Consider the following 25,662-nt stretch of genomic DNA (forward strand, 5'->3'; position numbering starts at 1 on the left):
GCTATTACGTTGATTCACCTGATGAGTTCATCATAAAGGATTGTTATGCGCGCGTACGACTTGCCGAAAGCGGAAGGCATTGGGACGAAAGTTGATGAGCGTGTTGCGGCGGGAGAGATATACCGAGAACGCGAGAATTGCAGGGTTTGTGGGACGCGGTTAGAGAAGGGCGTGGTTGATTTAGGGATGCAGGCGATGACGGGGATATTTCCGAAGGATGCGGCGAGTGATCCGCCGTTCGGGCCGTTGAGTCTGGGTTTCTGTACAGGGTGTACGTTAGTGCAGTTGTGTCATGATTATGATTCGGGGCTGATGTATGGTGAGAACTATGGGTATCGATCGGGGCTGAATAAAAGTATGGTTGTGCACCTTGAAAAGAAGGTGTCGTATTTGAAGCGATTAGTCGGACTCGAGGCGGGCGATTGGGTATTGGATATTGGGAGCAATGACGGTACATCGTTGAATGCATACGGGGGGATGGGTTTGAATCGGGTTGGGATTGATCCGACGAGTGAAAAGTTTTTGAAGTACTACGAGCAAGATATACAGGTGGTGCATGATTTTTTCTCGGCTGAAAATTACTGGGGGGTGAGTGGGGGTGAGAAGGCGAAGTTGGTGACATCGATCGCGATGTTTTATGACTTGCCTGATCCGGTGAAGTTTGCACGTGATATTTGTGAGGTGCTGGATGATGAGGGGGTATGGCATTTTGAGCAGAGTTATTTGCCGGCAATGTTGCGGACGAGTTCGTATGACACGATCTGTCAGGAGCATTTGTTGTATTACAGTGTGCATAGCATTGAACGGATATTAGATCGTGCGGGGATGAAGATTTTGGATTTGTCGTTTAATGATGTGAATGGTGGAAGTTTTGCGGTGAGCGCGGTGAAGAAGGGTAGTGAGCGTTCGTGTAATCATGCGGTGATTGAGTGGGCGATGCGGTCAGAGATGATGTTGGGTGTGACGGGAGTTGGGGTGTTTGAACGGTTCCAGAAGAAGATTGATTTACAAAGGGATTTGCTGCTGGATTTGTTGATGCGGATAAAGCGGGCGGGTCAGGTTGTTGTGGGGTATGGGGCATCGACGAAGGGGAATGTGTTGTTGCAGTATTCGGGGATTGATGAGGAATTGGTGAGGGCAGTTGGTGAGATTAATCCGGACAAGTTTGGGTGCGTGACGCCGGGGAGTCATATACCGATTATGTCGGACGGTGATGTGAGAGCGATGAAGCCGGATTACTTTTTGGTTTTGCCGTGGCATTTTCGCCATGACATATTGAATCGAGAGCAGGGTTACATGAATGATGGTGGGCATTTCATCTTCCCATTGCCGGAGGTCGAGGTTGTCTGAGAAGATTCATTTAATTGTGGGGCATGAGGGACAAGATGGAAGGTTATTACGTGAGTATTTTGATGAGCAGGGGAAACTATGGATCGGGGTCGGGCGGCGTGGTGTTGCGTGCTCGGCGGGGCTGAACGTTGGGTTTGAGCGGATAGATGTGCGTGATGAAAAAGAAGTGGGATGGTTGATGCGCGAGGTCGGGCCACGAGAGGTTTATTATTTAGCGGCGCATCATCATGCATCTGTAGGGAAGGGGAGTCGTGATAGAGAGGTTGATGATTTAAGAGAGGGGTTGGAATGTGGGTTTGATGTGAATGTGCGGGGGGTGGTGAATTTCCTGGATGCGATTGAGCGGTATGTGAAGGGGGCGAGGTTGTTTTATGCGAGTAGTTCGTTGGTGTATGGGGCGCCTCGTGGTGGGGTGAGGATTAGTGAATCGACGGTGAGGGAGCCGAGCGAGGTTTATGGGGTTGAGAAGCTGTATGCGATGCAGATGTGTGAGGCGTATCGGAAACGCGGTGTTTATGCGGCAGTGGGGATGTTGTTTAACCATGAGTCGATCTATCGGAAGCCGATGTTTTTTACACGGAAGGTTGTGGATGGTGTTGCGCGGATCAAGCTGGGTTTGAGTGATGAATTGGTGGTGGGGGATATGAATGCGGTTGTTGATTGGTTGTATGCGGGAGATGTTGTAAAAGCGATGGTCAAGGTTTTGGGGCAGTGTGACGAGCCACGAGAGTATGTGATCGCGTCGGGAGTTGGGCATTGTACGGGTGATTTTGTGCGGCATGCTTTTGAGTGTGTGGGCTTGGAGATGGAGAAATATGTGCGTAGTGAAGGGTTGGCGATGAGGCGGCGGAACAGTGGTCGGGTGGGTGATGCGAGTCGGATTATGAGTGTGACGGATTGGCGGCCGGGGGTGTGTTTCGAGGAGTTGGTGGAGACGATGACGGCACAGGCGATTGTGCTGCAGGAAAGGGCTCATGGATCAATCATTGGTTAAAGAGAAAAATGCTGAGGCTGTGGGTGGGTCGTTGCGTCGGCTGAGCGTAAATATTTTTGCGGGCAGTACGGCGACGGTGTTGCAAACGTGTGCAAATATTTTGTTGTTACCTATATATATCAAGTATTTGGGGATGATGGGGATTGGAGTATTGGGTGTTTTTCAGGTGATCGCGAATGTACTGCGATTATTTGATATGGGATTGTCTGCATCGCTGAGTAAGCAAGTTGCAGAGGAAAGAAGCGGGGTGTGGGATGGGGTGTCTTTTATTCATGTGGTGAGAACCTATGAGGTGGTGTTTTATTTGTTGGCGGTGTTGATGTTTGTGCTGGGTAGTCTTGGGGTATGGATGATTGGTGGGACATGGTTGGGGGTAGAGCGGTTTGGAGGTATGCGGATTGAGGTTTTGTTGTTGATTGCGTGTGGTGTTGCGACGCTTCGATGGTGCGCAGGGATTTATCATGCGGCGCTGGTTGGAAGAGAACGGATTGTAACGAGTAATGTAATTCGATTGATTGATGTTATGGTCTATCATACGGTTAGCTTGAGTTTGCTGGTTGGGTTTGAAGGTGATGTTGGGGTGAAGGCGTTCTTTGTGGGTGTTTTGGTGTGTGCTGGGCTGTATTGGGTGTTGTCGTTTGCGAGTATTTGGGCGGGGCGATTGAGGGAAATGATGAGGGCGAATTTTGATTTGCAGGTTTTATTAGGGACGTGGGATTTTGCGGCGGCGATGCTGGGGATTATGTTGGTGAGTACGGTGTTGACGCAGATGGATCGTGTGTTGGTGAGTGGGGTGATGGGTCTTGAAGTGTTTGGTTATTACACTTTGGCGATGACTATTGGTAGTGGGATTATTAGTGTGTTGTCGTTGCCGATATATAATGCGATGTTTCCACGGTTTGTGGGGATGTTAAAGAAGGGGCATTTGGGGGCATGTCGAAGGCAATATATTTATACGATGTGTTTGTTGACGGTGGTGTTGCTGCCGATGTTGGGGTTCGTCTATTTATATAGTGGTGAATTCATCTATGTTTGGACGGCGGAGTTGGAGGTAGCGCGATTTTTGAAGCCGGTGCTATTTGTGTTGGTGTTGGGGCCGGCGCTCAATGTGTTTGTTGTGCCGGCATATACGGTACTGTTGGCGGGCGGGTACGAGAAACATGCTTTGGTTGTGGGGATTGCGCTTACGATATATGCGTTTGTGGCATACTGGGTTGGGCTACATTGGTGGGGTTTGTATGGTCTGGGTATCGCGGCGGCGGTGTTGTATTTTTTGAATGTGATTTTACTGTCAGGGATTATGTCACGTAAGTTGTTAGGTGGCGTGGTCGGACGGTATTTGGTAATGGGGATGCTGCCAGGATGCGCATTGATTGTGTTGAGCGGGTACGTTGTTGAATTGTTTAATGTTGGTGACGGAGTAGGACGGTTTGAGCTGCTTATGGTGTTGGTGGGTAAAGGCGTATTTATGTTGTTGGTTGTAGGTGGTGGGATGATGTTCTTTTGGCGTTTAATGGATGCTCGCAGGAATGCCGAGCTGGGTGATAATGAGGGTGGGGTCATGGAGGGTGTTGCGCATGATTACGTTGCTAAAGAATCAGTCTGAGGTTGAGTCAGCAGTTACGTTTTTGAATGAACGTAAGATCCCGTTGCATTTCACACGGCAGAAAAATTGGGATCATGTTTGTGTGGTGAATGAACTCAATCGAGTGAAGCGAGATGTGAAGGTTTTAGATATGGGTTCTGGGGATGGTTATACGCTGCGGTTATTGCGTAAATTGGGGTATCGAAAAATTCAAGGGATAGATTTTAGTAAGCCAATTTTGAGACGACGTCAGAGATGGTTGCGGAAGTTTTGGCCGTTTGGTTATACGGGGGAACATGATATTGTGGTTGGAGATTTGTGTGATACGCCGTTTGAGGATGAGGGGTTTGACGTACTGACGTGCGTGTCGGTGATAGAGCATGGGGTTGATTTGGAGCGGTTTTTTAGAGAATGTGGGAGGCTATTAAAGAATGAGGGGAAGTTGATTGTCACGTTTGATTACTGGCATGATTTTGATCAAGGGTTATTGGTTGAGGAGCGGATTTTCGATTTGCCGTGGTGTGTGTTTAATACAGAGATGGTTGATGAAATGATTGGTATGGCGGCCCAATACGGATTAGTGGTTGCTGGAGAGCGTGAGATGCCACGGTGTGAGGAAACGACGGTTCGGTATCGCGGTTTTGATTACACGTTTATGTGCGTCATATTTGAAAAGATGAATACGACATGAGATTGCTGATCTTGACAGGTCGGATAGAGGGATGTGGGATTGGGATGTACGCCAAGCATTTAGCTGCGCATTTGAGTCGTGTCGGTGTGGATGTGGTGTTGGGATGCGTAGGGGATGGCAAGGGAGGTTGGGTGAGTGATGAAGATGGTGTGCGTGTTGTGCGGATAGATGTGCGGCGAGGAGTAGGGATGTGGGATGTGTTGGATAGGTGGAAGCCAGAGGTTGTTCATATACAGTATCCATCGAGTGAATCGTTGGCGTTGTATCTGTTTTATAAGGCGCTTAAACGGTTTTATCGGCGTGTGCCGATTGTGACGACGTTACATGAACGGCCTAATAGTTGGCGTGTTTGGCCGATTGTATGGGGGGCGAAGGTGGTGATTAGTCCGAGATGGGCGAAGCTGATGTGGGGATGGAAAATCGCCACAATGAAGCGGATGGTACATATTGCGAATGCCAGTATGTTGCCGAGTGCGAAGGTTGGGCGGGGTGGACGTGAGAAGCTGAGAGAGAAATGGGGTGTAGGAAAGAAGAAATTGGTGTTGTCGTTTGGCTTTTTGACGCCTGCGAATGAAACTGAACTATTGTTCCAGATTTGTGATGTGCGAAAACATCGGCTGGTCGTGTCGGGACGGGCGTTTGAGCAGACAGAAGCTTACCACGCGGCGTTGCGAGATCGGTGCGGTGAATATGGTTGGGATGCTGCTGAGGTGTTTTGTGGTTATCTGGATGGTCAACGGCTATCGGATTTGATGGAGGTGAGTGATGCGATTGTGTTGCCATATCGGGATGGTGGAGATGATTGGAATACGTCTTTGCTGGCGGCGATGGAGCATGAAACGTTTAAGCTGACGACATCGAAGAAAAGGCGGGGGTATGAATCAGAGACGAATACGTATTATGCGCGGATAGGTGATTTGGATGAGATGAAGAAAGCGCTGGAGAGGTATATTGGGGTGCGAGGTGGGGATGTGAGGCAAGGCCGGCAATGGGAGGATGTGGCGTCGGAGCATATGGAGGTATATGGGCGGTATATGAATGTTATTGAATGGTGTGAGGCTGTGGAGAGATCGTGAAAAAGCCAACATCACTGTGATGTTGGCTTTGAATTTACCTTGAATATAAGTCACGGAGTATGCCGTCAAAATCTACCTGATTTGAGGCAGCACTTTTTGAAAGCGTTTGTTTGAGCCGCAGGGGCAGGGGTCGTTTCGACCAAGTTTTTCTTCGAGGATTTTGTTAGCGTGAACGATGCGTATGCCGCGTTTGACGTTGGTTTCGGATGGGAAACCACGTTTGCGTTTACTCATCGGCCAGTTAAAAATTGTCCTTGTGGTATTTATTTGCCATGGTGCACCTCCGTGGTTGGGTGGCAAGAGAACATTGAAAAAGCCAGCATCGTGAAGATACTGGCTTTGAAGTTTTAAGCTCCCCCGGCTGGACTCGAACCAGCAACCTGCGGATTAACAGTCCGACGCTCTACCAATTGAGCTACAGGGGATCGCTAAGGCTTGGAATTTTAAGCATAAACAGGATTTGAAGCAAATTGTGGGGAGGTATACCCGTGGTACAGTTTAGAGGTGAGGGGAGATCGGGATGTGCTTGGGCAAGGTGCCGTCGCATGATGGTTATAAGTTATTTTAGAATAGGAATTTAAAGGTCAATGATTTTGGGCTGTTGAGGTGAGGTTTTGGCGAGAATCTCAGTCTCGATTGAATGGTTGAGGGGTCTTGATAACGTGTGGAAAGGGGGGTATGTGTGCGTTGTGTCATCAAGTTGAACTTGAAGAAAAAGAGCTTTAAATGACTGCCGTATATTGGGTTGTGTAAGTTTATGTTATATAAGGGTTTGCGGGTTTATGGGTGATGCGACTTTTACGTACTCGTAGATGGTAAGGCTGATTGATATACTTGGAGTATGGGTTCAAGAGGGGAATATGTGGGATCTGGGGAAGATTTATAAGATATGACGTTGTGTGTGGGTGCTGTGAATGACCCGTGTGGTAAAAGATGCGGAGAAATTGTCTGCATCGGAATGAAGGGTTTAGACAATGGCTACAAGCTTTGGTGCTTTATGCACTGATTTTTATATTAATCAGAAATTGGCGATGAAACTCGAGCTGCCGCGAGATCGGGAGACCGTGTTGCACTTTTTTGATCGCATGAAGCGGTCGATGCCTGAGATGCGGAAGTTTCGTCATTATGAAGGTGAGCTGGCGCTTGAGAGTGCGCGGCTTGATGCACGTTACAAATGGTTGGCGCTGTGCAAGAATCAAATCCGTGCGGGGCAAGTGAATCCTGAGACGATGAAGGAAGCGTATGACTACCATAAATTGATTATGGAGTTGAGCCCGCATTTTCTGACACTCAGTCCACTGGATATTGATTATGTGGAGGTGCTTTTTGGGTTTGATCTAGAGTGCGAACGGAATCACGATGATGTGATTTATGAGGCTTTGTATACCGGTTCGCCGCTTGCAGAGTTGTTGTATAGTGAGCATGGGAAGGTGATGGATGTGCAGCCGTCGTTGGGTGGTACGTTAACTGAGCGAGGGGATCTGCAGGTTTATTATGAGATTAAGAGTCGGCAGAAGAGTCGAAGGGGTTCGAGTCAAGCGTTTCGAGATCAGCCGTTGAGCGTGTTTTTGACGATGCGGAAGTATGAGCCGGTGGGTGATGTTCGGGATCTGGGGAAGGTGTTTAGTGAGTTGTGTGGTTATGGTGAGCAGTTGGCGATGGATAAATTGGTGCCGCATGTGATTCAGCCTATTAGTCAGTATATAACGACGGGTGGGCATGATTCGGGGCCTGATCATGGCGGTGGGATGTATCAATAAATTTAAGAAAAGACAGTGTTTTATAGACCCGCTGAGATGAGGCGGGTTTTTTTGTTGGCGTGTGGGTAAAGGCAAAAAGGCAGATAAAAAAAACTGGGCGGAGAATAAAAGTCTTGCCCTCGAACCATGGGTGTGCAACAATTGCTCAAAACATACGTGACCACGTGTGTCAATAGATGGAACAATGAAGAGGCCAGAGGCTAGCCGGGCGTGACGAATGAGTCGGGTATCAGGTTGATAAACCGGCTTAGCTGATGGTCGAAAATGGTGTATGGAACAACGATGCGTCGGTTGTGACCGGTGCGGTGTTGTCAGTAGGTATGGTGTGTGTTTCGCTACTCTTTGACAGGACGCTATCTATGAGCAGGTTCACAAAATTGTTTGTAACAGGTTGTGCGGGGCTTTTGTCGTTATCACTGTGCAGCGGATTGCTAGCTGTTGACGAGGGAGTGGAAAAGCAGAAGCCGATGACGAGTGAGTTTATTGGGGTGAATGATCATGCGATCCGATTCAAGCCCAAGCTTAATGCGCCGTTGATCAAAGATTTTATGGGGATCAATGGCCATACGTTTCAAATGAATGCGTCGATCTATAGTCCACTAGTCAAGAATGCTCGAGATTTTCATGGGATTAATTGGGATCTGGCGGATGACTCAAGTAGAAAAACAACATTTCCTATCGCAGCAAACGGGACTGATTGGAATATTATTTATGGTAGTTGGCTCGGTTCCGGCATGACGGTTGATGTGTCATTAATGATTCATCGTTTTACGGAAAAAGATTGGAAGAATGTCGAAGTTGATGCACCTGCGTACGCAAAGGCTTTTGCTGAATTTTTTGGGCCAACTAAAGGCAATGGGCTTGTGTCTTCGATCGAGATTGGTAACGAAACGAAAACATACAACGACGAGTTTTACTTGAAGGTTTTCAAGTTGATGGCTAAGGCAATTCGTGATGCGGATCCAGCGATTCGGATTTTACCTGCTTCAGTACAGTATCGTGAAAGCTCTAAATACCATCGTAATGTTGAGGTATTGCGCAATGATATTGATTTGTTTGATGTATTAAATGTTCACACTTATCCCTTCTTAAAGAAGTGGCCCAGCTATGAAATGACTTATCCTGAGCATCAAGAAATTGAATACCTCAAATCGGTTAAAGGTATTATTGAGTGGCGTGACAAGTATGCGAAGGATAAAGAGATTTGGATTACTGAATTTGGTTGGGATTCATCTACTCAAAAGCCGAATCCAAATGGTAATTGGAAAGATTGGGTTTGTGTAACTGATCGTCAGCAAGCTCAGTACATTGCTCGTTCGTACCTTATTTTTGCGGGTATGAAGGTTGATCGTGCGTATCTGTTTTGGTTTGATGATAATGATGTGCCCCAGTTGTTTGGTTCATCGGGTGTGACGCGCATGGGTAAGCCGAAAGAATCATACTGGAGTATGGAGCAAATCCAGCGTTTATTGGGTGAATATCGGTTTGATCGTAAGATCAAAGAGACAGAAAATGTATACGCATACGCTTATGTTAATGGGTCGGATGCGAATGAAGAGATATGGGCGATTTGGTCACCTACTGGTGAGGATCGTGTTGCTGAGGTTGTATTAAACGGCTTTGAGGGACAGGTCGAATGGGTTAAGCCAATGGCTGTGGGGCGTACAGGTGATTGGCACGGCGATGTTGTTTACGATGATCATATTAGTGATAAGCCAAATGGTGGATGCAAAGTCGTTAATCGTAGCCAACTAAAAGTGACCATTAGTGAATCGCCGATCTATGTGAAAATTAATAAATAATAATCTCCAATGTATTTGATGTTCGTGTTTATAAGCAACTCAATTGAGTTGCTTTTTTATACGGATATAAATAAGTATGCTTGCTGTAGTCAACGAGGCATGTATAGATTCATGCTGTAAAAATAGTGTTAAACATATTTTTTTAGCTGATACAGGTAGGCAAATTGACAATGTTTTTTAGTAAATATTGTTAATAGTATTTCGTTTAGCAAAACTAACTTAGTAGAATTAAATTATTATAAATAACAAAACAGAATATGTTGTGAAGTATTTCTAACTTCATTTATAGTTAGAAACATTGAAATTTCATTTAAATGAGTTCACATTGTTCTTTTGTGGAACAGTGAGGTTGTTATACCTATTTGGAGAGCTGAGATGCAAAAAAATTGGAGTCGTGTGGGTCGTGAAATCGTCGTTTTGGTGATCGCATATGTGTCAATGATGTCGACACTATATGCTTCGGAACCTTTGATGAAGGATTTTGTTGGTATTAATGGTCATACGGTATTATTCAAGCCAGAGGTCTATAGTCCCGTTTCAAAATTGGCTCGTGATTATCATAGTTTTTCTTGGGATGTGGGTAATGATTCTGCAAATGCGACCAGTTTCCCTTTTGCACAAAATGGTGTGAATTGGGAGTCGTTATATAGTAAGTGGAATGCACAGGGAATTGATTCACATGTCAGCATCATGTTTAATCATTTTCAAAAAGCATCTGATTGGACAAATATTGCCGCGGATGCAAAGGCATATGGTCGTGCCATTGCACAGTATTTTGGCCCGACGGTTGGCAATGGACTGATTAAAACAATTGAGATCGGTAATGAGCCACACGATATGGATGATGAGCTTTATGTGAAGATATTTCGAAATATGGCGATGGGTATTCGTGAGGTCGATTCAAATCTGAAAATTTCGACAGCCGCTGTTGGAATTAATCCGCAGAGCAAATACATCAAAGATATTGAAATAATGAAAAGTGTGATTGATTATGTTGATATTATCAGTGTGCACACTTATCCGAATCTTACGAGATGGCCTTATTACGATGTTAGTCATCCTGAAGATGATCGGATGAGCTATCTTGAAAATGTACGTGATGTCATCGATTGGCGAAATAATTTTGCAGAAGGTAGAGAAGTTTGGGTGACTGAATTTGGCTACGATGCGCCATCATCCAATGCGAGTACGCCAAACGGCTGGGAAAAGTGGCGGGGTGATGTAACAGAACGTCAACAAGCGCAGTATCTCGTACGATCCTACATGGCTTTTGCTGAGATGGATGTTGAGCGTGCGTATATGTTTTGGTTTGATGATGATGATAAGGCGATGCTGCATGGTTCGAAGGGGATTACTCGTCATGGCGTACCCAAAGAATCATATTGGGCAATGAAGCAAATGCAGGAAAAATTGGGTGACTATCGTTTTGAAGGTATCATCGAATCAGATACTGATGCTTATATCTATTCATTTGTTAGTGGGGAAAATGAACACGATAAAATATGGGTGATGTGGTCGCCAACGGGAGATGGTTTGGAAATAGATTTGGATGTAAGCCTTTTGGGTGCTCAAGTTGAATGGGTTGAATCGATGGCGTATAGCCAATTTGGTGATTGGTCTTCGGATTTTGAATTGCTTAATGACAATATTCAGATCATAGTTGGCGAATCACCTGTCTATGTGAAATTGCTTGTAGTACCTGAGCCCGGTGTTTTGATAGTGATTCTAGGAATTATTGGTGTGCTTAGTATGAAACGCTGTCGATTTACGTTGGCTTAATTAATAAAACGTCAAACCACGCCATTTATTCGCTTTTGTGTCGTAGGGCATGAGGCAGGATAGGTGGCGTTTTTTATTGCGATGGTAATTTTATAATCATGTTGATATTGAATGTATTTCAGATTTATGATGTTTACGAGAGATATATTGTGGATAGCCGATGAATATTCAGGCGGTATTACGCGTTAGATATATAAACATGAGTAAATCAAGCGATCACAACGACTGGAATGAAGAAGATGATGCTAAGCATTTGTCAGCGAGTTCTGGCGATGAGGATGTACCTTCAAAGTTACCGGACGCAGGTACGCTGAAATCGGGTAACAAAAACCAGCCAAGCAGAATGGCTTTACGTGCGGCTGAATTGCGTGATGCTAACATTCGGGTTTTGACACTTTTGTGGTGCTTATGGCTGTTGGGTGCATGGTTGGTCGTTGCGTTGCTAGGTGGTGGTAATGAGGGCGTTCGGTGGATGGTTTTTGGCGCAGCGATTGGATTGTTTGGTGTATGGCCAGCATTTCGGCTGAGTAGTATTGGGAGCCGCTGGCTTGTTCGGAAAAAGAAGTATTTAATGGTGGGCGAGGTCTTTATGGAGTGGTTGAGCTTAATTGTCGTTTTGCAGGCCGTTATTTGGCCGCTACAAATTACTGGTGGCTGGTATATTGAACAAACTATTTTGATTAATGGGCTATTGATCGGTTGGAGTTTGCTTACTGGCATTGTCGTTGCTTGTGGTGCAATGTCGGTTCATGGTTCACGAAGAATTATTGCGATGTTGATTTGTATGGTGTTGGTTTTTGGTTTGGCTTTACTTGAGTTCACACCCTTGCAACGGCTGCTAACTGTTGAGGTTACAGGAACTAATTACACATTCAGTGTGGTTAATTCCTTGGAACAGCTTTGGCTTCTCAGTGCTGGCGACGGTGGGCTCGGGCTTGATGTTTATGACAAAGAAATCTGGTGGATAACGATTGGTGCGGTGATGGGATTGGGGATATGCGGCTGGGTTGTTCTGAAGATGATCGTATCGACCAAAGCAAAATAATGTTCGTGGTAAAAAGATTGTGATATCTATTGTCGTTAATTACGACGCTTGCGGATGTCGTGGAATAAAGATGGCTTGATGGGGATGGTGGGATCTGTAAAAATGTCATGGTATGTTGTGATACACTACAGTTCTGGTTGCATATAATCGCAGTGCAGAATCGTGGTTAGGGAGATTTGGGGGCTTGGATTGTGTGGTCAATCTTGGGGTAATGGGCTTGTATACCCGTGAGGTGAGGTCCGGTAAGGAACCGCCGCAAAACAGTGGTCAACCGAACGTGATTTCGGTTACGATATTGATTTGAAAGAAACATGTAAAAATACCGGCTGGGAAGTCGCCAGACCCCAGAATAGCCGATGAAGGGAGTAGTGATCGTGGAATTCGTGACTGCAGAAGAAAAAGAAACGCTGGAAAAGCGTTTGGGAGAATTGAAGAGTAGACGACCAGAGATCACAGCACGCATCGCGGAAGCGCGAGCTGATGGCGATCTCAAGGAAAACGCTGACTATCACGCTGCACGTGATGATCAGGGTATGAACGAAGCCGAAATTCGTCGTTTGGAAGAGCGTCTCACCAACGTTTCGGTTGCCGCTGCAGAAGATATTCCCGATGACATGGTTTTCCTCGGTGCCGTCGTGAAGCTCCGTGATCTCGATGACGACGACGAAGATCTTTATAAGCTGGTCGGCGAAGCCTCAGGTAATTTTGATGCAGACGAAATCGAAGTTACCGCTAGCAGCCCAATGGGTGAAGCCTTGATGAAAGCTCGCGTTGGTGAAACCGTTAAGGTTGATCTGCCTCGTGGTGAAAAGCGTTTTGAGATCATTGAAATTCTCTGATCGATATGCAGGATGATTTTCACGATTTAATCAGGTCACGTTCAGACGTTTGGGCAGCCAGATTACCTTAGAAAGATCTGGTTTCCCCTCATCCCAATCAGCAGGATTGATACACCCTGCCTTAGTTTTTGAGCTACTATTCAATGTGTAGCTCAGTGATTTGGATGATGACTCATCACGCACCCCGCACTGGGCTTCGTATGTCAAAGGATCTTGTATCCTGACAGGTCAAACAATCACACGTCTATACCCTAATGGGGCATGACATGAACAGACACCGAATCATCAAATTACTTGGCGTTGCTGGCATCCTTATCATAGGAATGGATCAGCTTCACGCGCAGCAAGCAGTTAACCAATCGGGCCAAGCCCTTGATGCCAATCAACAGATTGGTACCGGCGGTCTCAACGAACCGAGATTCCAAGAGGACTATCGTCTCCGTAACGACCTCGTCACTGACAATGTTCCCGGTCTTCGCGGCTTCCGGGGTGTTGTCGGCTACACCGCACCCGGTGTTTTTGGTTTCACAAACGAAGACACCGACCCACTCTTCCGATTCCGCGCTCAAAGCCTCGCATCCAGCCCCTCCAGACTCGATGCCGTACAGATCGGCCGCTCCGGCGCAGAAGACTACCAAGGCATCAGTATCTACGGCACATTCACCGATATCCCACCCTTCCGAACCGGCGATAAAGTGCTCTCCGCTGTCGACCTCAAACCCGGTGTAGGCTACCAGGTCATCGCGCCAACGCGCACTGCGCGTGGCGTTGTAATCGAGACTGATGAAGGTGTTATTTCATATCGCCCACAAGCGAGCACGATCGGTATTTCTGAACTCCCACAAAGTGCGGGGCAACTTGAAGTACAGGCATCGCCTCTGCTCGGTGTCCGCCAATACCTCCGGTTGACCAACCCCACATTAGATACCACAAACCCAGAGTTCCCGACGCTCGCACAAGAAGAGCAAACAACACCAGAAGGCATCACCAGTGTCGATTACCGTGTCGAAGGCACACCAAATGCCGGCGTCGGCACGCTCGAAGCATTCACCGAACGCCCCGCGCAGATCGCACCTGGCTTAAGAATCGGCCAACAACTGCAAACGCAAATCACGCAACAAGGTGATGAAACAGAAGCTGAGCGGATTGAACGTCTGGAAGACAACCTATTTAATCCACCGCTTAGTGATCGTCAGGCGAAGCCCGGTGACGATGTCTACGCCGATTTACTCAATGCAGCCAGAGAACAGAATAGCGACAAGACCAATCAGCTCCCAGAAAACACGTTTGGCACGCCGCCAACGCTTCCTGATGATGAGTCACAGCAGCAGGAGCAGGGGAATAATCCATACCAACCTCAGCTCCCAGAGCAAACGACAACAGAAAAACAACTCAGCCCACTCGAACAAGCTATGTACGATGCCATCAACAAGCCTTCTGAAGAGGAAGTTGAGGCGGAAGAAGAAAAGGCCGCGCAGCAGCGTCGCCGCTTGAATATACCATCCAATACGGTTTACAGGCCTCGCACCACGCGTCCGACACAAGAGCAATATCAAAAGAGCTTGGACGAGTTGATGAATCAGCTCGATTACAATTTACCGCGTATCGAAACCTTAGCTGGCACGAAGAATGATCGTTTTAACCGAGAACTTCGAACAGCTGAAAAAGAGCTTTCTGCGGGTCGATACTTTGCCGCTGAGGATGCTTATAGACGAGCAGTTCGCGAAAGACCAGAAAACCCACTCGCTCGCATCGGACTCATCCATGCGCAGCTTGGAGCGGGCTTGGTTCGCAGCTCTGCACACAATCTCCGCCTGCTCTTTGAGCAAAAACCCCAGCTCATTGCTGCACGGTACAACCCGAAGCTCCTCCCCACGCCACAGCGTGTTAAATGGGTGCAGGGTGAACTCGAAAACATGATCAGGGAAGGGCAGGGTGGAGCCGATCCCGGCCTGATGCTTGCCTATCTCGGTTACCAAATCGAATCCAAGCCTCTCGTTCGATACGGCCTTGCCGTCATTGAACGTATCACGCCCACAGATCCGCTTGTTCCCGTTCTGCGACGCATTTGGCTCGATGAAAAGCCACAACTGTCACCTGCAGAACCGACCAAGTAACAAACCCAAACAGCTATTTCAAAACACGGCCCATACGGTCGTGTTTTTTTTACATACCCTTAATTGGGTACTGTCATTCCCCCTTAATGCCACCATGCTGTCTCTCAAGTACGTCATTTCTGTTAATTTTTACTGTCACAGACCCCCTTATATTGCAATTCACGCCTGAGGCTGTAACTTGGCCATAATGAATGACTTTGAGTCACAAAACATCACTGGGGATTCGCTATCCACTGCCTCCCTCTTGGAGACTGTTACAGAGGGTGCGGTCGAGCGCGCAGGCGGCCTCCTCTCTCTACGTGACTTTCTTGACCTCAATTTACTCCAAGAAATCCAAGATAGCTTTACCGCAGTCACCCGCCTTTCAGCTCGTGTCGTTGATGAGGACGGTGATCCTGTCACTGCTGAAACCAAACGTGATGAGCGTGATGCATCAAACATCGCTCTCGCTCATCTCATCGGCCCGGAAGACATGGAAGAGGGTTTTCTACGCGCACCCATCATCGTGGAAGGTAAAGCGCTTGGCTCGATCATGGTTGAGCCCGAAACAACCGATTGCCAGCGTGATCCTAAATGCATTGAAAAATTCCGTTCCCTTGCATGCCGACTTGGTGTTGAACACAACAAGCTCGATGGTCTGATGAACGCTTTCGATCAATCATTCGGCGCCTCCAGAGCCGCATCCATACAGCTCCTCTATCTGCTAGCTAATGCGATCGCGCGACTCTGCTACGAAGAATATCAATCTCGGCTTCGCGCCGAAGAGCTTTCTGTCCTCTATGAAGTTTCGCGTTCGCTTGCTGTAAGCCGTGATCTTCAACAAGTCCTTGATAAAGCAGCCAAGCTCATCGCTGAGGTGATGAAGGTTAAAGCTGTCGGTATCCGTCTACTTGAGAAGAACAAGGATGCGAGCGAGGATCTTGTTCCAAAAGCCATCTACAACCTTTCTCCGCATTACCTTCAGCGTGGCACCATCCGACTCGATACCTGCAATATGTTTGGCGAGGTGATTGAAGGTGATGACATCTACGTGCGTGATATGCTCGATGATGATCGTGTTATGTACCCTGGCGATGCCGCTGCCGAAGGCCTTCGCTCAATGCTCTGTGTTGGCCTCGTCTATCAGAACAAAGCTGTTGGTACACTTCAGCTTTTCACAGGCAACCTCCGCGAGTTTTCTCAATATGAGATCCGCCTCGCCCGCGCGATTGCTCAGCTGCTCGCCACCTCGGTCGAAACCGCCCGTCTTGAAGAGCAACGCAAAAAAGGCAAAGAAATGATGCGGCAAGTTCAACTCGCCGCTAGCGTTCAACGCCGCATGCTCCCCAAACGTGAACCCGACGTTGATCCATTCGACGTTGCTGCACGTTATGTTCCGTCGATGGAACTTGCCGGCGATTTCTACGACTACATCTTGCTCGATAACAACCTCGGCATCTCGATCGGTGATGTGGTCGGTAAAGGTGTTGCAGCCGCGCTTCTCATGGCCTCTGCCAAAGCCAGTATTCGTGCATACGCACAAGACCTCTACGATATCGATGAGATCATGCAACGTGTTAACGAAGCACTCATCCGTGACACACTCACTAGTGAGTTTGCCACCATTTGGTACGGCGTCCTCGACCCTAAACACATGCGCCTGACTTACTGCAACGGTGGTCATGAGCCACCTATTCTCATCCGAAAAGGTGCTATCCATCAGTTAGATGTCGGTGGCATGCTTGTTGGTGTTATGCCCGGACATCCTTACGAGAAAGGCCTTTGGGATCTTGAGTCTGGTGACATAATCATGCTCTACACCGATGGCCTGCTCGATGCCTTCAACACCGATGGCGAAAAGTTTGGACGTCAGCGTGCGATGAACGCATTGCTTACAGCTTCAAGAGAAAAGCAGAACGCTTCAGAAATGCTGAACCACGTCCTCTGGGAGATGCGCCAGTTTACAGGGATTCACCGCGCAACAGACGACACTACAGTCGTCGTTGTCCGTGTGAAATAAGACCTTCACATAATCCATTGAATTAAAAAAAGCCGTGATGTCGCATCACGGCTTTTTCTAAGTTTATATTTAATCAATTATTTTATTGCTTCGCAGCAATCTTTCGAGTTGACCGGATCAGCCTTAGCGACTGCAAGGTTCCACTCTTTAAACTCGTTATAAATATCTTCACCCGCATAACGTTTTGACAGGAAGTTACCAAACTCCCAAGTAATCGTTCGCGTGACATATTCTTCACCCAGCTCATACTGCTTGTCGTAGCGGGATTTCGGTGCCGAGTAGAAACGTAAATCATTACTCACCAAGGTCGTGATGTCTTCTTGCGTTGTGTAAGTGTGATCATCGAACGACGGGTTCTTGATAAATGTTTCAACGTTATTCCAGAACACCATGTCATGCTTGTCCATGACTTCTTTGAAGCCCGGATAGTAATCGACCACATGCTCAGGCCGCAGGTTACGCGTGCAGCCCACACCGTCTTGCATGGCCACCACATCAAACATACGTTCAGTCAGGAATGAGTCCCACCAACTCGCTAATTCCGCAGGCGGGAAACGTAAGCTAAAGAATGGCGAAGTCAATACCGGCAGATCCGGAGCAATCGCTTTCAAATTCTTATACGTATTCGTACAGAAGTGCTTCAGCGAATCTTCGCGGCTTGTGTTTCGGCAATTGTCCTGGTCCGGCTCATATGAAACATAAAAACCAGCAATCGGAGCCACATCACCATATTGTTCATACAGCTCGTTGAACAGCACCTTTGAGATGTTTGTATCACGCTTGCACAAACGATCAAAATTCTTGTCATCAACATTCCAGAACTGATTGTTAATCTGGCCCGAAAGATAAATCGGCATCTTCGTGTCGCGACAAGCTTCCATCAACGGCGTCAACGTGTCACGTTCATGCCATGTCTCAAAATGATCTGAGAAATGGTACGTACAGCCGTAAATCATCGTACGTGCCGGAATCACAGTTGTGATGCCTGCTGCCTGCATATCCGTCAACTCTTCACACCACTGATCATAATTCAGATCAAGCAGATACTTGTCCAAATGCGTACGTCGGGACAAGTCAATGAAGGTTGCCGAAATCTTGCCCCGCTTCGACGGTTCTGGGACATTTCTGAAACTCATGAGCGCTGAATCCTGTAATGAGGGTACACATAAACACACCGGGTGCCGGCCTGCATCATACTTCACAAAACCCTCTCAGTCTAGAATGATAGTGTAAGAGTGGAAGAGATCATGAAAAAGTGTGGCGATTATAACAGTTATTTCGTGACTATCATTAAGTAATCGTATGAACGAAAGAGATATTAAAATTTTAAATATTTATAAAATATAGATTTATAATCATGAAACAGTGTGGTATTTCAAGCTGTGTTTTGCGGCGTAACGAGTTAAACTGTGTCAAAATCGACTCACTTGTCTACTTAATATTTCCTCTGTCAAACTCAGAATGACAAGTTTCATCGTTAAAATGTAACGGTGAGTATAAGACCTCCTCCTAGTTCGCAATAACCTCATCTCAGTTTTACTGAGACACATCGACAAACTTAGGCAACCGCTTTGGGGTGTCCTTACGCATGAAGTACGACGACATCTCCAGCCGCTTCATTCCCTTCGGCAACGGCACATAATCCCTGTTCATCACATAATTAAACTCATCATCCAGCTTTTCCATGACGCCCTTGCCATATTTCCCTTCTAATGCTGCGATCACCACATCGTTGTAACCGTAAATCGACTTGTCAGGGTCCTTTGGCAGCTTCCCTCTATAAATATGTACTCTCACCCCAACCTTATCCCATAAAAATCGACTATAAACGCGAGGCGGATACGCGATCCCAGATGAACGGAGTTCCCACTTCCCCTTTGACAGATCTTTATGCGCTTGCATCGGCCCGCCTCGATGTGGCCCTACGCATCCACCAGCTACTAGCACAAACAAAATAGCCAACAACAACACGGCTGTGCTCGTTACTCGATTCATCTTGATGTTCTCGTCTTTTCACTTCAGGAAGGTATGATCCGCAGCCGCGTTCACTGCATAATCGCGACCATCATCAATTTCGTCATAAACGGGCCCCCAATCCACCCCACCCCATCAAGCACTTTCCCCTTGTTATCACGACCGTACTCATCAGGTATTAAAAAAGCTCGGCACATTTACCGAGCTTTCGTATTTAGATTTATTGTTGGCCTCAATCTTTAAACTTCACCTTGTCAAACTTCCCGGCCAGCATATCCTCACAAAGCTTCCAACACATCAGTTGCATCCGCGGTAAGTGGAACGGGCCCTTAAAGATATTTCCCTTCGATGGTTGCGATATCTGTCCATCTCTTCTTAAATAGCCAAACCAGTCGCCGTGCTCTGCATCCGGGAAGAATTTATATGCCCAGTCATGCACTTGCTGATGCATCTCCGCATACTTCTTTTCACCCGTCATCGCATAGGCATACAGCGTTGCAATGATTGCTTCATTGTGGGGCCACCAGAACTTCATATCCTGCCAGTATTCTTGCACAGGCTTACCATTTAGCCCGACAAAATACATCAGCCCGCCAAATTCCTTGTCAATACCGCGTGCCCACATCCAATTGAGAATATTCAACCCCAAATCAATGAGTCGTTTGTCATTGTTGCGGTAGCGTGCTTCATGCAGAATAAACCATGACGCCTCGATCGCATGACCAGGATTCAGTGTTTGTCCGTCAATATGTTCAATAATCTCACCCTCTGGCGAGACCTGTTCCATACAAACTTCCAACTCAGGCTTCACAAAATCCTTCTCTATTTCATCAATGCAGCGCATGATGAGGTCGTCCCACTCATCCGTATCTAACGCCGCACGTAACTCTTGACACGTCGCCATCATAATCATTGGCGTGCCAATCCCCTTCGCCGGACGTACACCCGTAAATTTCGGCTCAACCAATCCCGGCGTGTTGTTGTATTTCAAGATCAGATCAATCAGATTGCGTGCGCGATCTGCATAAAAATCGTTGCCTGTTGCCCGAGCAAATGATGCTGAAGCGATCGCACCAAAAGTTTCTGTAAACGTATATCGGCGTTTACGGATTGGCTTGCCATCTTTCGTTAACTGAAAGAACATGCGCCCATCACTATCAAACATGTTCTCATCCATGAACCGCATGGACAGCTTTGCCGCGTCCAAATACTCCGGTTTCTGCTCATGGAAGTTCCACATGTTCGCATACGTCCAGATCGCACGTCCCTGCTGCCAGCCACCCTTGTCCGTATCAAGCAGCGAACCATCACGATCCACGCACGTCATAAATCCGCCGTACTCGTGATCCAAACTGTGCTTCAGCCAGAACGGCAGCACATCATCTATCAAACCACCCTTATAGATACCCAGCAGCGACTCCAAACGACTTTTTTCCATCTTTCAATCCGATCATAAAACGACATCCAGCAATTATAGATAATTGCCCATTCTTCTTGAACACGACAGACCCACTGCTTGTCCCTTTAGCATAGCACAACCATCCCCCCCCTTCTAACCAGCCGCTTCATAAAAAAAGCCGAGCATAATGCTCGGCTTCTTAATTTCAATCAAATTGCGATCGATTAAGCTTTAACCGCCTTCGTCTTGCGAACCTTCAATGTCGAACCACAGAACAACATCTCTGCAGCTTTCAACTCAAGCTCCACACCGTTGAAGACCACGGATTTCGCACCAGGTGCATGCAAAACAGGGCGAATTTTCAAGCCGCCACCCGACAGATCACGGTCGACAACATCAATCTTCACGACACCACGAAGTTGGCGAACCTTCAACGTGACACGCGTACGCTCGCCTTCCTGATAAGCAAACGTTTGACCATCATCGTAGCGATACACGTACTCAGCAGCTTTCGTATTGTCCTTGCTCAAGAAGATATGCAGCTCGATATCATCAAGCGTATTCTCATGGGTCTTACGCTCGCCAACCTGCATCGGGACAATCGCTCCGTCGCGAATATACATCGGCGTCGTTTCATCTTCCTTCTTCGCCATGACTTTCTTGCCACCATCAACCCATTGACGCTTCATCACGTCAAGCCACTTGCCCTTAGGCAACGCAACTTCTCGTTTCGCTTCATCTTCTTCCATGCACGGAGCCTGCATCAACGAATCACCAATCATGAACTGATCATCAATCTTATCCAGCGGCACACGGTTCGTGTGCTTAAAGTGATACATCAGCGGACGCAAGATCGGATCACCATCTTTCTCCTGGTCCATAAACAGATTGTAAAGATATGGCAGCATCTTATAACGCAGTTGAATATAGTGCTTAAGCACCTTGCGGATCTTCGGCCCAAACGCCCATGGCTCTTGGTCTAATGTACCAATAGATGAGTGGTTACGCAGGAATGGGAACATGAAACATGTCTTATACCAATCAATCGCTAACTCAGGGTTAGAGTCAAACCCAAAGCCCGGAACATCCGGCCCGTTAAACGGAATACCCGACAATGACAAGTTTAGCGTACATGGAATCGAACACTTCAGATAATGTCTATTCGACGCATTGTCACCCGTCCAGATCGCAGCATAACGTGAACTTGAGATAAACCCACTACGACTCAGCAAGAACGGACGCAATTCAGGATTCGCCATCAGGAACCCGTCACGTGACGCCTGCTGCATACCCATCGCGTACTGCGAGTGATACGTCGTGTGCTTATCTTTACCATCATTAAACAGCATGTAATGGCATTCAGACGAACCTGTTGATGGGTCGTTCATATCCAACCATGCGCCGATGATACCTGTATCGCTGACAAACTTGCTGACCCAAGCCGCCCACCATGAACGCGCCTTCTCCATCGAAAAGTCTGGGAACACCGTTGCGCCCGGCCAAACAAATCCAATGAAATCACCACCCTCAGGGTTCTTACAATAAACACCCTTTTTCAGACCGTCCTTATAAACTTCGTAGTTCTCATCCACCTTCACACCCGGATCAATGATCGGCACGACTGGATGGCCCTTCTTCTGAATCTTGCCAATCTCTTTGCCCGGATTTTTGAACAGCTTGTTGTCGAACGTGAATACGCGGAAGCCGTCCATATAGTCAATGTCGATCCAAAGACCATCGTTCGGAATCTTATACTGCGTGAATTTCTTTTCGAGGTTGTCCAAATCCTTATACGACTTATAACCCCAGCGGCATTGCTGATGGCCAAACGCCCATACCGGTGGCAATGGCGTTGTGCCTACGAGTTTCTGCAACTTGCGCGTAAGATCCGCTAAGCTTTCGCCCTGAATAAAGTAAACCTCAGGTAGCCCATCAGCAGATCCAATGCAGAATCGTGTACCCAAAATATCATCCGCATCGTTCTGATTTGCAATGATCACATTCGGGTTCATATGCATGAACACCGCATCAGGGTTGTTCACCAAAATGCCAACATAATTCTCACCGTTCTTCACGATCAGGTAAGGCACAGATACGTAATACGGATCGGGACGACCTTCTGCCAAAGATTCAAACGGGAAGTCCGCCCAAGCATCCGTATTCCAAAATTTCGTTGAGCGCCCCGTGTGCTCAAAACCAAACATCTTTTCACCCAGCCCATAAAACCGCAGATCTTTTTCATAGTCGAACTGCATAATCCATGCATTACCCGACACACCAAAGAACCGCCCTTCACGTGAGCCAAGCACCGTCTCGCCGTCTTCATTACTGATCTGCAAACCTTTACGCTTGCTCAAACTCGCACGACCAAGCTTCTCTGCCCCTTCAGGCTCACTCAGTTCCGCTTGCGAATACTGCTTCGGCCACACCTTATTCTTCACGACCAGCTGATAAACATCATCACCACAATCTTTGAAAGCAAACTTGAATGAACGTTCCGAAATCGACATCGAGCCATTTTCAACGTCCAGCCCCGTCGGCTTCACAAACGAAAAATTCTCTGGCTGTGGGTACTTATTGAAATACATCTAAACAAACTCCGATCTGCATGGGGACCGTATACAACCAAACCGACAAGCCTCGTCAATCCTTCTCACGACACTTGCTCAGCCCAGTTCACGCAATCCATATGAAATTGATCAACCGACAAATAAACCCAGCCATCTATCACAGCCTAAATCCATCTGTCACGATCGTCTTGGATCGTTAAAGCAAATTGCGCATTTACCTGGTGTATCTGAAAAGAGTAAAAATTCAGCAGCAGACCAGTACGATGACCGCTATTTACGAGACGGCTCACTGGTCAATGCTCCAAGTGTTTGGCAAAACGCTCTAAACCCATCATCCTCAAGACGATCCACCCTTGCTCATCTCCCGGCCTAAATACCCGATTTAGTGCAACTAAAACGTTGTAGCAGCCCTGGTATGAGCCCCCAGATTGTAAACGCATTGAGCATTTGAGCCAAACCAATAACCTCTATTCTGATAAACTTTCTTTCTTCCCCACATGACATTCACCCCATGCCCTATGACCACTAGAGCAATCCAATCTCAGCATTCTTGTACATTTCCCTCACGCGCCGATAATACTTCTGTGACAACCCCTGCTCCCAATCAAAATAGTCTCAAAATCATCGTCCTCGCAGGCGGCCCCGACGCCGAACGCGAAGTCTCTCTCCAATCCGGCTCTCAGGTCGCTGCCGCCCTCCAAACCGCCGGCCACCACGTCACTACCCTCGACATCTCACCCGACAACCTCACCGCCATCGACATCTTCCATCAACAGCAAGCCGACCTCATCTTCCCCGTCCTCCACGGCAAGTTCGGCGAAGGCGGACAGCTCCAGCAAATCCTCGAATCACACAACCTCCCCTTCGTCGGCTCGCACTCCCTCGCATCACGCATCTGCATCGACAAGCAGCAAACCAAACTCATCCTCCAGCAGCACAACCTCCCCACCCCCGCATTCGAAGTCCTCACCCCAGACCAATCCCCCACCATCCCCGCACCCGTTGTCGTCAAACCCGTCGACGAAGGCTCCTCCATCGACCTGCTCATCTGCAAAACCCAAACCCAACTCACCGACGCACTCGCCCAGCTCCACACCAAGCACCACCGCCTCATGGTCGAGCAATTCATCCCCGGCCGCGAACTCACCGTCGGCATCATCCCATCCCCCCCCTGTTCGTCGGATGTATATTGCAATTCCGCCCTTGAATCGGCGCGTAAAAACAACACAAAAGAGCAGGGTGGTTACCTTCCTCTGCCCATCCTCGAAATCATCCCCGCCACCGACTTCTACGATTACCAAGCTAAGTACATCCGCGACGACACCACATACACCTTCGACGTTGGCCTCACACCCGAGCAAACAACCCATATCCAATCACTCGCCCTCCGTGCGCATCACGAACTCGGCGCTCGCCATCTTTCGCGCGTCGACTTCATCCTCGCTGATGACGGCACCCCCCATATCCTCGAAATCAACACCATGCCCGGCTTCACCTCTCACTCACTCCTACCCATGGCCGCCAACCATATCGGCCTCTCGCTCCCACATCTCACCTCCCTCATCGCTCACACCACACTTCAAACCCATCACACCATCGACACGTCTTCAGAATACGTCGATAAAAACTAAAAACATCGACACACTCTCACGGCATGTCGATCCCATCAACCAATCCCCCATCTTTGAATCACCTGAGCAACGCGCTTGCTCTCGCCATCATCGCCTATCAATCCTAATGGTGCGCCCATCCACTTTTCACATAACCCCAGCTCCGCCATGCCCGCTTTAACCGTACGCACTGCTTCGTTCACACCCCCACCTTCCAAAAACAAATCGCGTGCAAAACCATCAAGCTTTTCCCACAACACCGCAGCCACATCATCATTCCCACGCAACACCGCTTCACAGTACCCACCATAAACCCCCGGCCACAAATTCGCTCCACCACACACACCACCATCACCACCCATACACATCACTTCCTTCAGCAGCACATCCGGCCCAACCAATACCACTGCCTCTCCCTCATCGCGTAATCCAATCACTTCTTTCACATACCCCAGATCCCCCGACGAATCTTTCATCCCCACCACGCCCTCGTGTTTCATCAGCTCACCCATCAAACCCGCACTCAAGCGATGCCCCGTCACCGCAGGAAAGTGATACACCATCGTTGGCATGCCGCCTTTCTCAACCAGCCTCACCAAACTTTCCGCCACAACCCCTTCACTCACCTTAAAATAAAACGGCCCACCACACAGCACACCATCCGCGCCACACGCACCACTCCACTCAATCAATTTCAGCGCATCCACTTCCGAACACGACATCACCCCAATCAACACTTCTCCCTCCCAATTGCTGCTCCCTTTGCACACCTCAACGCCCCGTTCCACAACTTCACGCTTCATGCCTTCGCTCAACGATGCCCCCTCGCCCGTTGAGCCCATCAATAAGATCCCATCCACGCCACCATCACCACTCCCCTCCATCACATAATCCAGTACATCACTCAACCCCGCCACATCCAGCCCCCCGTCCTCATCCACAGGTGTTACCACCGGCGCAATCATGCCACTAAATCTTCGCCGTTTGTGCTGTCCCATAATCACCCTTTCAAGCAAGTACACCCACCAACATTCCTATCGCCCATCCCACCACAGCACCCACAATTACCACA

19 protein-coding genes and 1 tRNA gene are annotated in these 25,662 nt (G+C 47.9%); 13 read left to right on the top strand and 7 right to left on the bottom strand.

Features of this window, described 5'->3' with window-relative positions; genetic code table 11:
- The first annotated feature begins 45 nt into the window (after nucleotides 1-45).
- Genes KS4_RS00405 through KS4_RS00425 form a run of 5 tightly spaced genes read left to right on the top strand, consistent with a single transcriptional unit; the run spans nucleotide 46 to nucleotide 5,696 of the window.
- Nucleotides 46-1,350: a class I SAM-dependent methyltransferase gene (locus KS4_RS00405; RefSeq protein ID WP_145072993.1), complete on the top strand. Its 1,305-nt coding sequence runs from the start codon at nucleotides 46-48 to the stop codon at nucleotides 1,348-1,350.
- A complete protein-coding gene (locus KS4_RS00410) occupies nucleotides 1,343-2,344 on the top strand; it encodes a GDP-mannose 4,6-dehydratase (protein ID WP_200761419.1) in 1,002 nt (333 codons plus the stop codon). The genes KS4_RS00405 and KS4_RS00410 overlap by 8 nt, the downstream gene beginning before the upstream one ends.
- Complete coding sequence (locus KS4_RS00415; RefSeq protein ID WP_145072999.1) at nucleotides 2,325-3,950, top strand: lipopolysaccharide biosynthesis protein; 1,626 nt, start codon at nucleotides 2,325-2,327, stop codon at nucleotides 3,948-3,950. The genes KS4_RS00410 and KS4_RS00415 overlap by 20 nt, the downstream gene beginning before the upstream one ends.
- Nucleotides 3,922-4,620, top strand: coding sequence for a class I SAM-dependent methyltransferase (locus KS4_RS00420; protein ID WP_200761420.1), 699 nt, complete (start codon nucleotides 3,922-3,924; stop codon nucleotides 4,618-4,620). The genes KS4_RS00415 and KS4_RS00420 overlap by 29 nt, the downstream gene beginning before the upstream one ends.
- Nucleotides 4,617-5,696 carry a glycosyltransferase gene (locus KS4_RS00425; protein ID WP_145073005.1) on the top strand — a complete coding sequence of 360 codons (1,080 nt, stop codon included), beginning with the start codon at nucleotides 4,617-4,619 and terminating at the stop codon, nucleotides 5,694-5,696. The genes KS4_RS00420 and KS4_RS00425 overlap by 4 nt, the downstream gene beginning before the upstream one ends.
- 72 nt (nucleotides 5,697-5,768) lie before the next feature.
- Here the strand turns inward: KS4_RS00425 and KS4_RS00430 are convergent, their stop codons facing one another.
- Both KS4_RS00430 and KS4_RS00435 read right to left on the bottom strand, forming a co-directional pair.
- A complete protein-coding gene (locus KS4_RS00430; RefSeq protein ID WP_200761421.1) occupies nucleotides 5,769-5,930 on the bottom strand; it encodes an SEC-C metal-binding domain-containing protein in 162 nt (53 codons plus the stop codon).
- 118 nt (nucleotides 5,931-6,048) lie between these two features.
- Nucleotides 6,049-6,121: transfer RNA gene (locus tag KS4_RS00435), tRNA-Asn, on the bottom strand.
- 549 nt (nucleotides 6,122-6,670) lie between these two features.
- On the opposite strand from KS4_RS00435, the gene KS4_RS00440 reads away from it, so the two are divergent.
- The 7 genes from KS4_RS00440 (at nucleotide 6,671) to KS4_RS00470 (ending at nucleotide 17,037) form a co-directional block, all read left to right on the top strand.
- On the top strand, nucleotides 6,671-7,456 hold the full coding sequence (locus KS4_RS00440) for a hypothetical protein (protein WP_145073008.1): 786 nt from the start codon (nucleotides 6,671-6,673) through the stop codon (nucleotides 7,454-7,456).
- A 359-nt stretch (nucleotides 7,457-7,815) separates the two neighbouring features.
- Complete coding sequence (locus KS4_RS00445) at nucleotides 7,816-9,258, top strand: glycoside hydrolase family protein (protein ID WP_145073011.1); 1,443 nt, start codon at nucleotides 7,816-7,818, stop codon at nucleotides 9,256-9,258.
- A gap of 375 nt (nucleotides 9,259-9,633) precedes the next feature.
- On the top strand, nucleotides 9,634-11,037 hold the full coding sequence (locus KS4_RS00450; protein WP_145073014.1) for a glycoside hydrolase family protein: 1,404 nt from the start codon (nucleotides 9,634-9,636) through the stop codon (nucleotides 11,035-11,037).
- A gap of 160 nt (nucleotides 11,038-11,197) precedes the next feature.
- Complete coding sequence (locus KS4_RS00455) at nucleotides 11,198-12,082, top strand: hypothetical protein (protein ID WP_145073017.1); 885 nt, start codon at nucleotides 11,198-11,200, stop codon at nucleotides 12,080-12,082.
- A gap of 374 nt (nucleotides 12,083-12,456) precedes the next feature.
- The gene (locus tag KS4_RS00460; protein WP_200761422.1) at nucleotides 12,457-12,921 is read left to right on the top strand and encodes a GreA/GreB family elongation factor; all 465 of its coding nucleotides are present in this window, start codon (nucleotides 12,457-12,459) and stop codon (nucleotides 12,919-12,921) included.
- Between the two features lie 266 nt (nucleotides 12,922-13,187).
- On the top strand, nucleotides 13,188-15,038 hold the full coding sequence (locus tag KS4_RS00465) for a tetratricopeptide repeat protein (protein WP_145073023.1): 1,851 nt from the start codon (nucleotides 13,188-13,190) through the stop codon (nucleotides 15,036-15,038).
- Between the two features lie 187 nt (nucleotides 15,039-15,225).
- Complete coding sequence (locus KS4_RS00470; protein WP_234698894.1) at nucleotides 15,226-17,037, top strand: SpoIIE family protein phosphatase; 1,812 nt, start codon at nucleotides 15,226-15,228, stop codon at nucleotides 17,035-17,037.
- 77 nt (nucleotides 17,038-17,114) lie between these two features.
- Here the strand turns inward: KS4_RS00470 and KS4_RS00475 are convergent, their stop codons facing one another.
- The 4 genes from KS4_RS00475 to KS4_RS00490 all read right to left on the bottom strand — a co-directional run bounded on the left by KS4_RS00475 (nucleotide 17,115) and on the right by KS4_RS00490 (nucleotide 22,998).
- Nucleotides 17,115-18,173 (bottom strand): DUF4434 domain-containing protein, encoded by a 1,059-nt coding sequence (locus KS4_RS00475; protein ID WP_145073029.1) that lies wholly within the window; start codon nucleotides 18,171-18,173, stop codon nucleotides 17,115-17,117.
- A gap of 400 nt (nucleotides 18,174-18,573) precedes the next feature.
- Nucleotides 18,574-19,032 carry a hypothetical protein gene (locus KS4_RS00480; RefSeq protein ID WP_145073032.1) on the bottom strand — a complete coding sequence of 153 codons (459 nt, stop codon included), beginning with the start codon at nucleotides 19,030-19,032 and terminating at the stop codon, nucleotides 18,574-18,576.
- Between the two features lie 211 nt (nucleotides 19,033-19,243).
- A complete protein-coding gene (locus KS4_RS00485; RefSeq protein ID WP_145073035.1) occupies nucleotides 19,244-20,449 on the bottom strand; it encodes an AGE family epimerase/isomerase in 1,206 nt (401 codons plus the stop codon).
- Between the two features lie 185 nt (nucleotides 20,450-20,634).
- A complete protein-coding gene (locus KS4_RS00490; RefSeq protein ID WP_145073038.1) occupies nucleotides 20,635-22,998 on the bottom strand; it encodes a glycoside hydrolase family 31 protein in 2,364 nt (787 codons plus the stop codon).
- A gap of 566 nt (nucleotides 22,999-23,564) precedes the next feature.
- On the opposite strand from KS4_RS00490, the gene KS4_RS00495 reads away from it, so the two are divergent.
- Complete coding sequence (locus KS4_RS00495; protein ID WP_200761423.1) at nucleotides 23,565-24,611, top strand: D-alanine--D-alanine ligase family protein; 1,047 nt, start codon at nucleotides 23,565-23,567, stop codon at nucleotides 24,609-24,611.
- A 35-nt stretch (nucleotides 24,612-24,646) separates the two neighbouring features.
- Here the strand turns inward: KS4_RS00495 and KS4_RS00500 are convergent, their stop codons facing one another.
- Nucleotides 24,647-25,588, bottom strand: coding sequence for a dihydrodipicolinate synthase family protein (locus KS4_RS00500; RefSeq protein ID WP_145073044.1), 942 nt, complete (start codon nucleotides 25,586-25,588; stop codon nucleotides 24,647-24,649).
- Between the last annotated feature and the right edge of the window lie 74 nt (nucleotides 25,589-25,662).

Origin of the sequence: Poriferisphaera corsica (genome assembly GCF_007747445.1) — a bacterium.
Classification (GTDB): domain Bacteria; phylum Planctomycetota; class Phycisphaerae; order Phycisphaerales; family Phycisphaeraceae; genus Poriferisphaera; species Poriferisphaera corsica.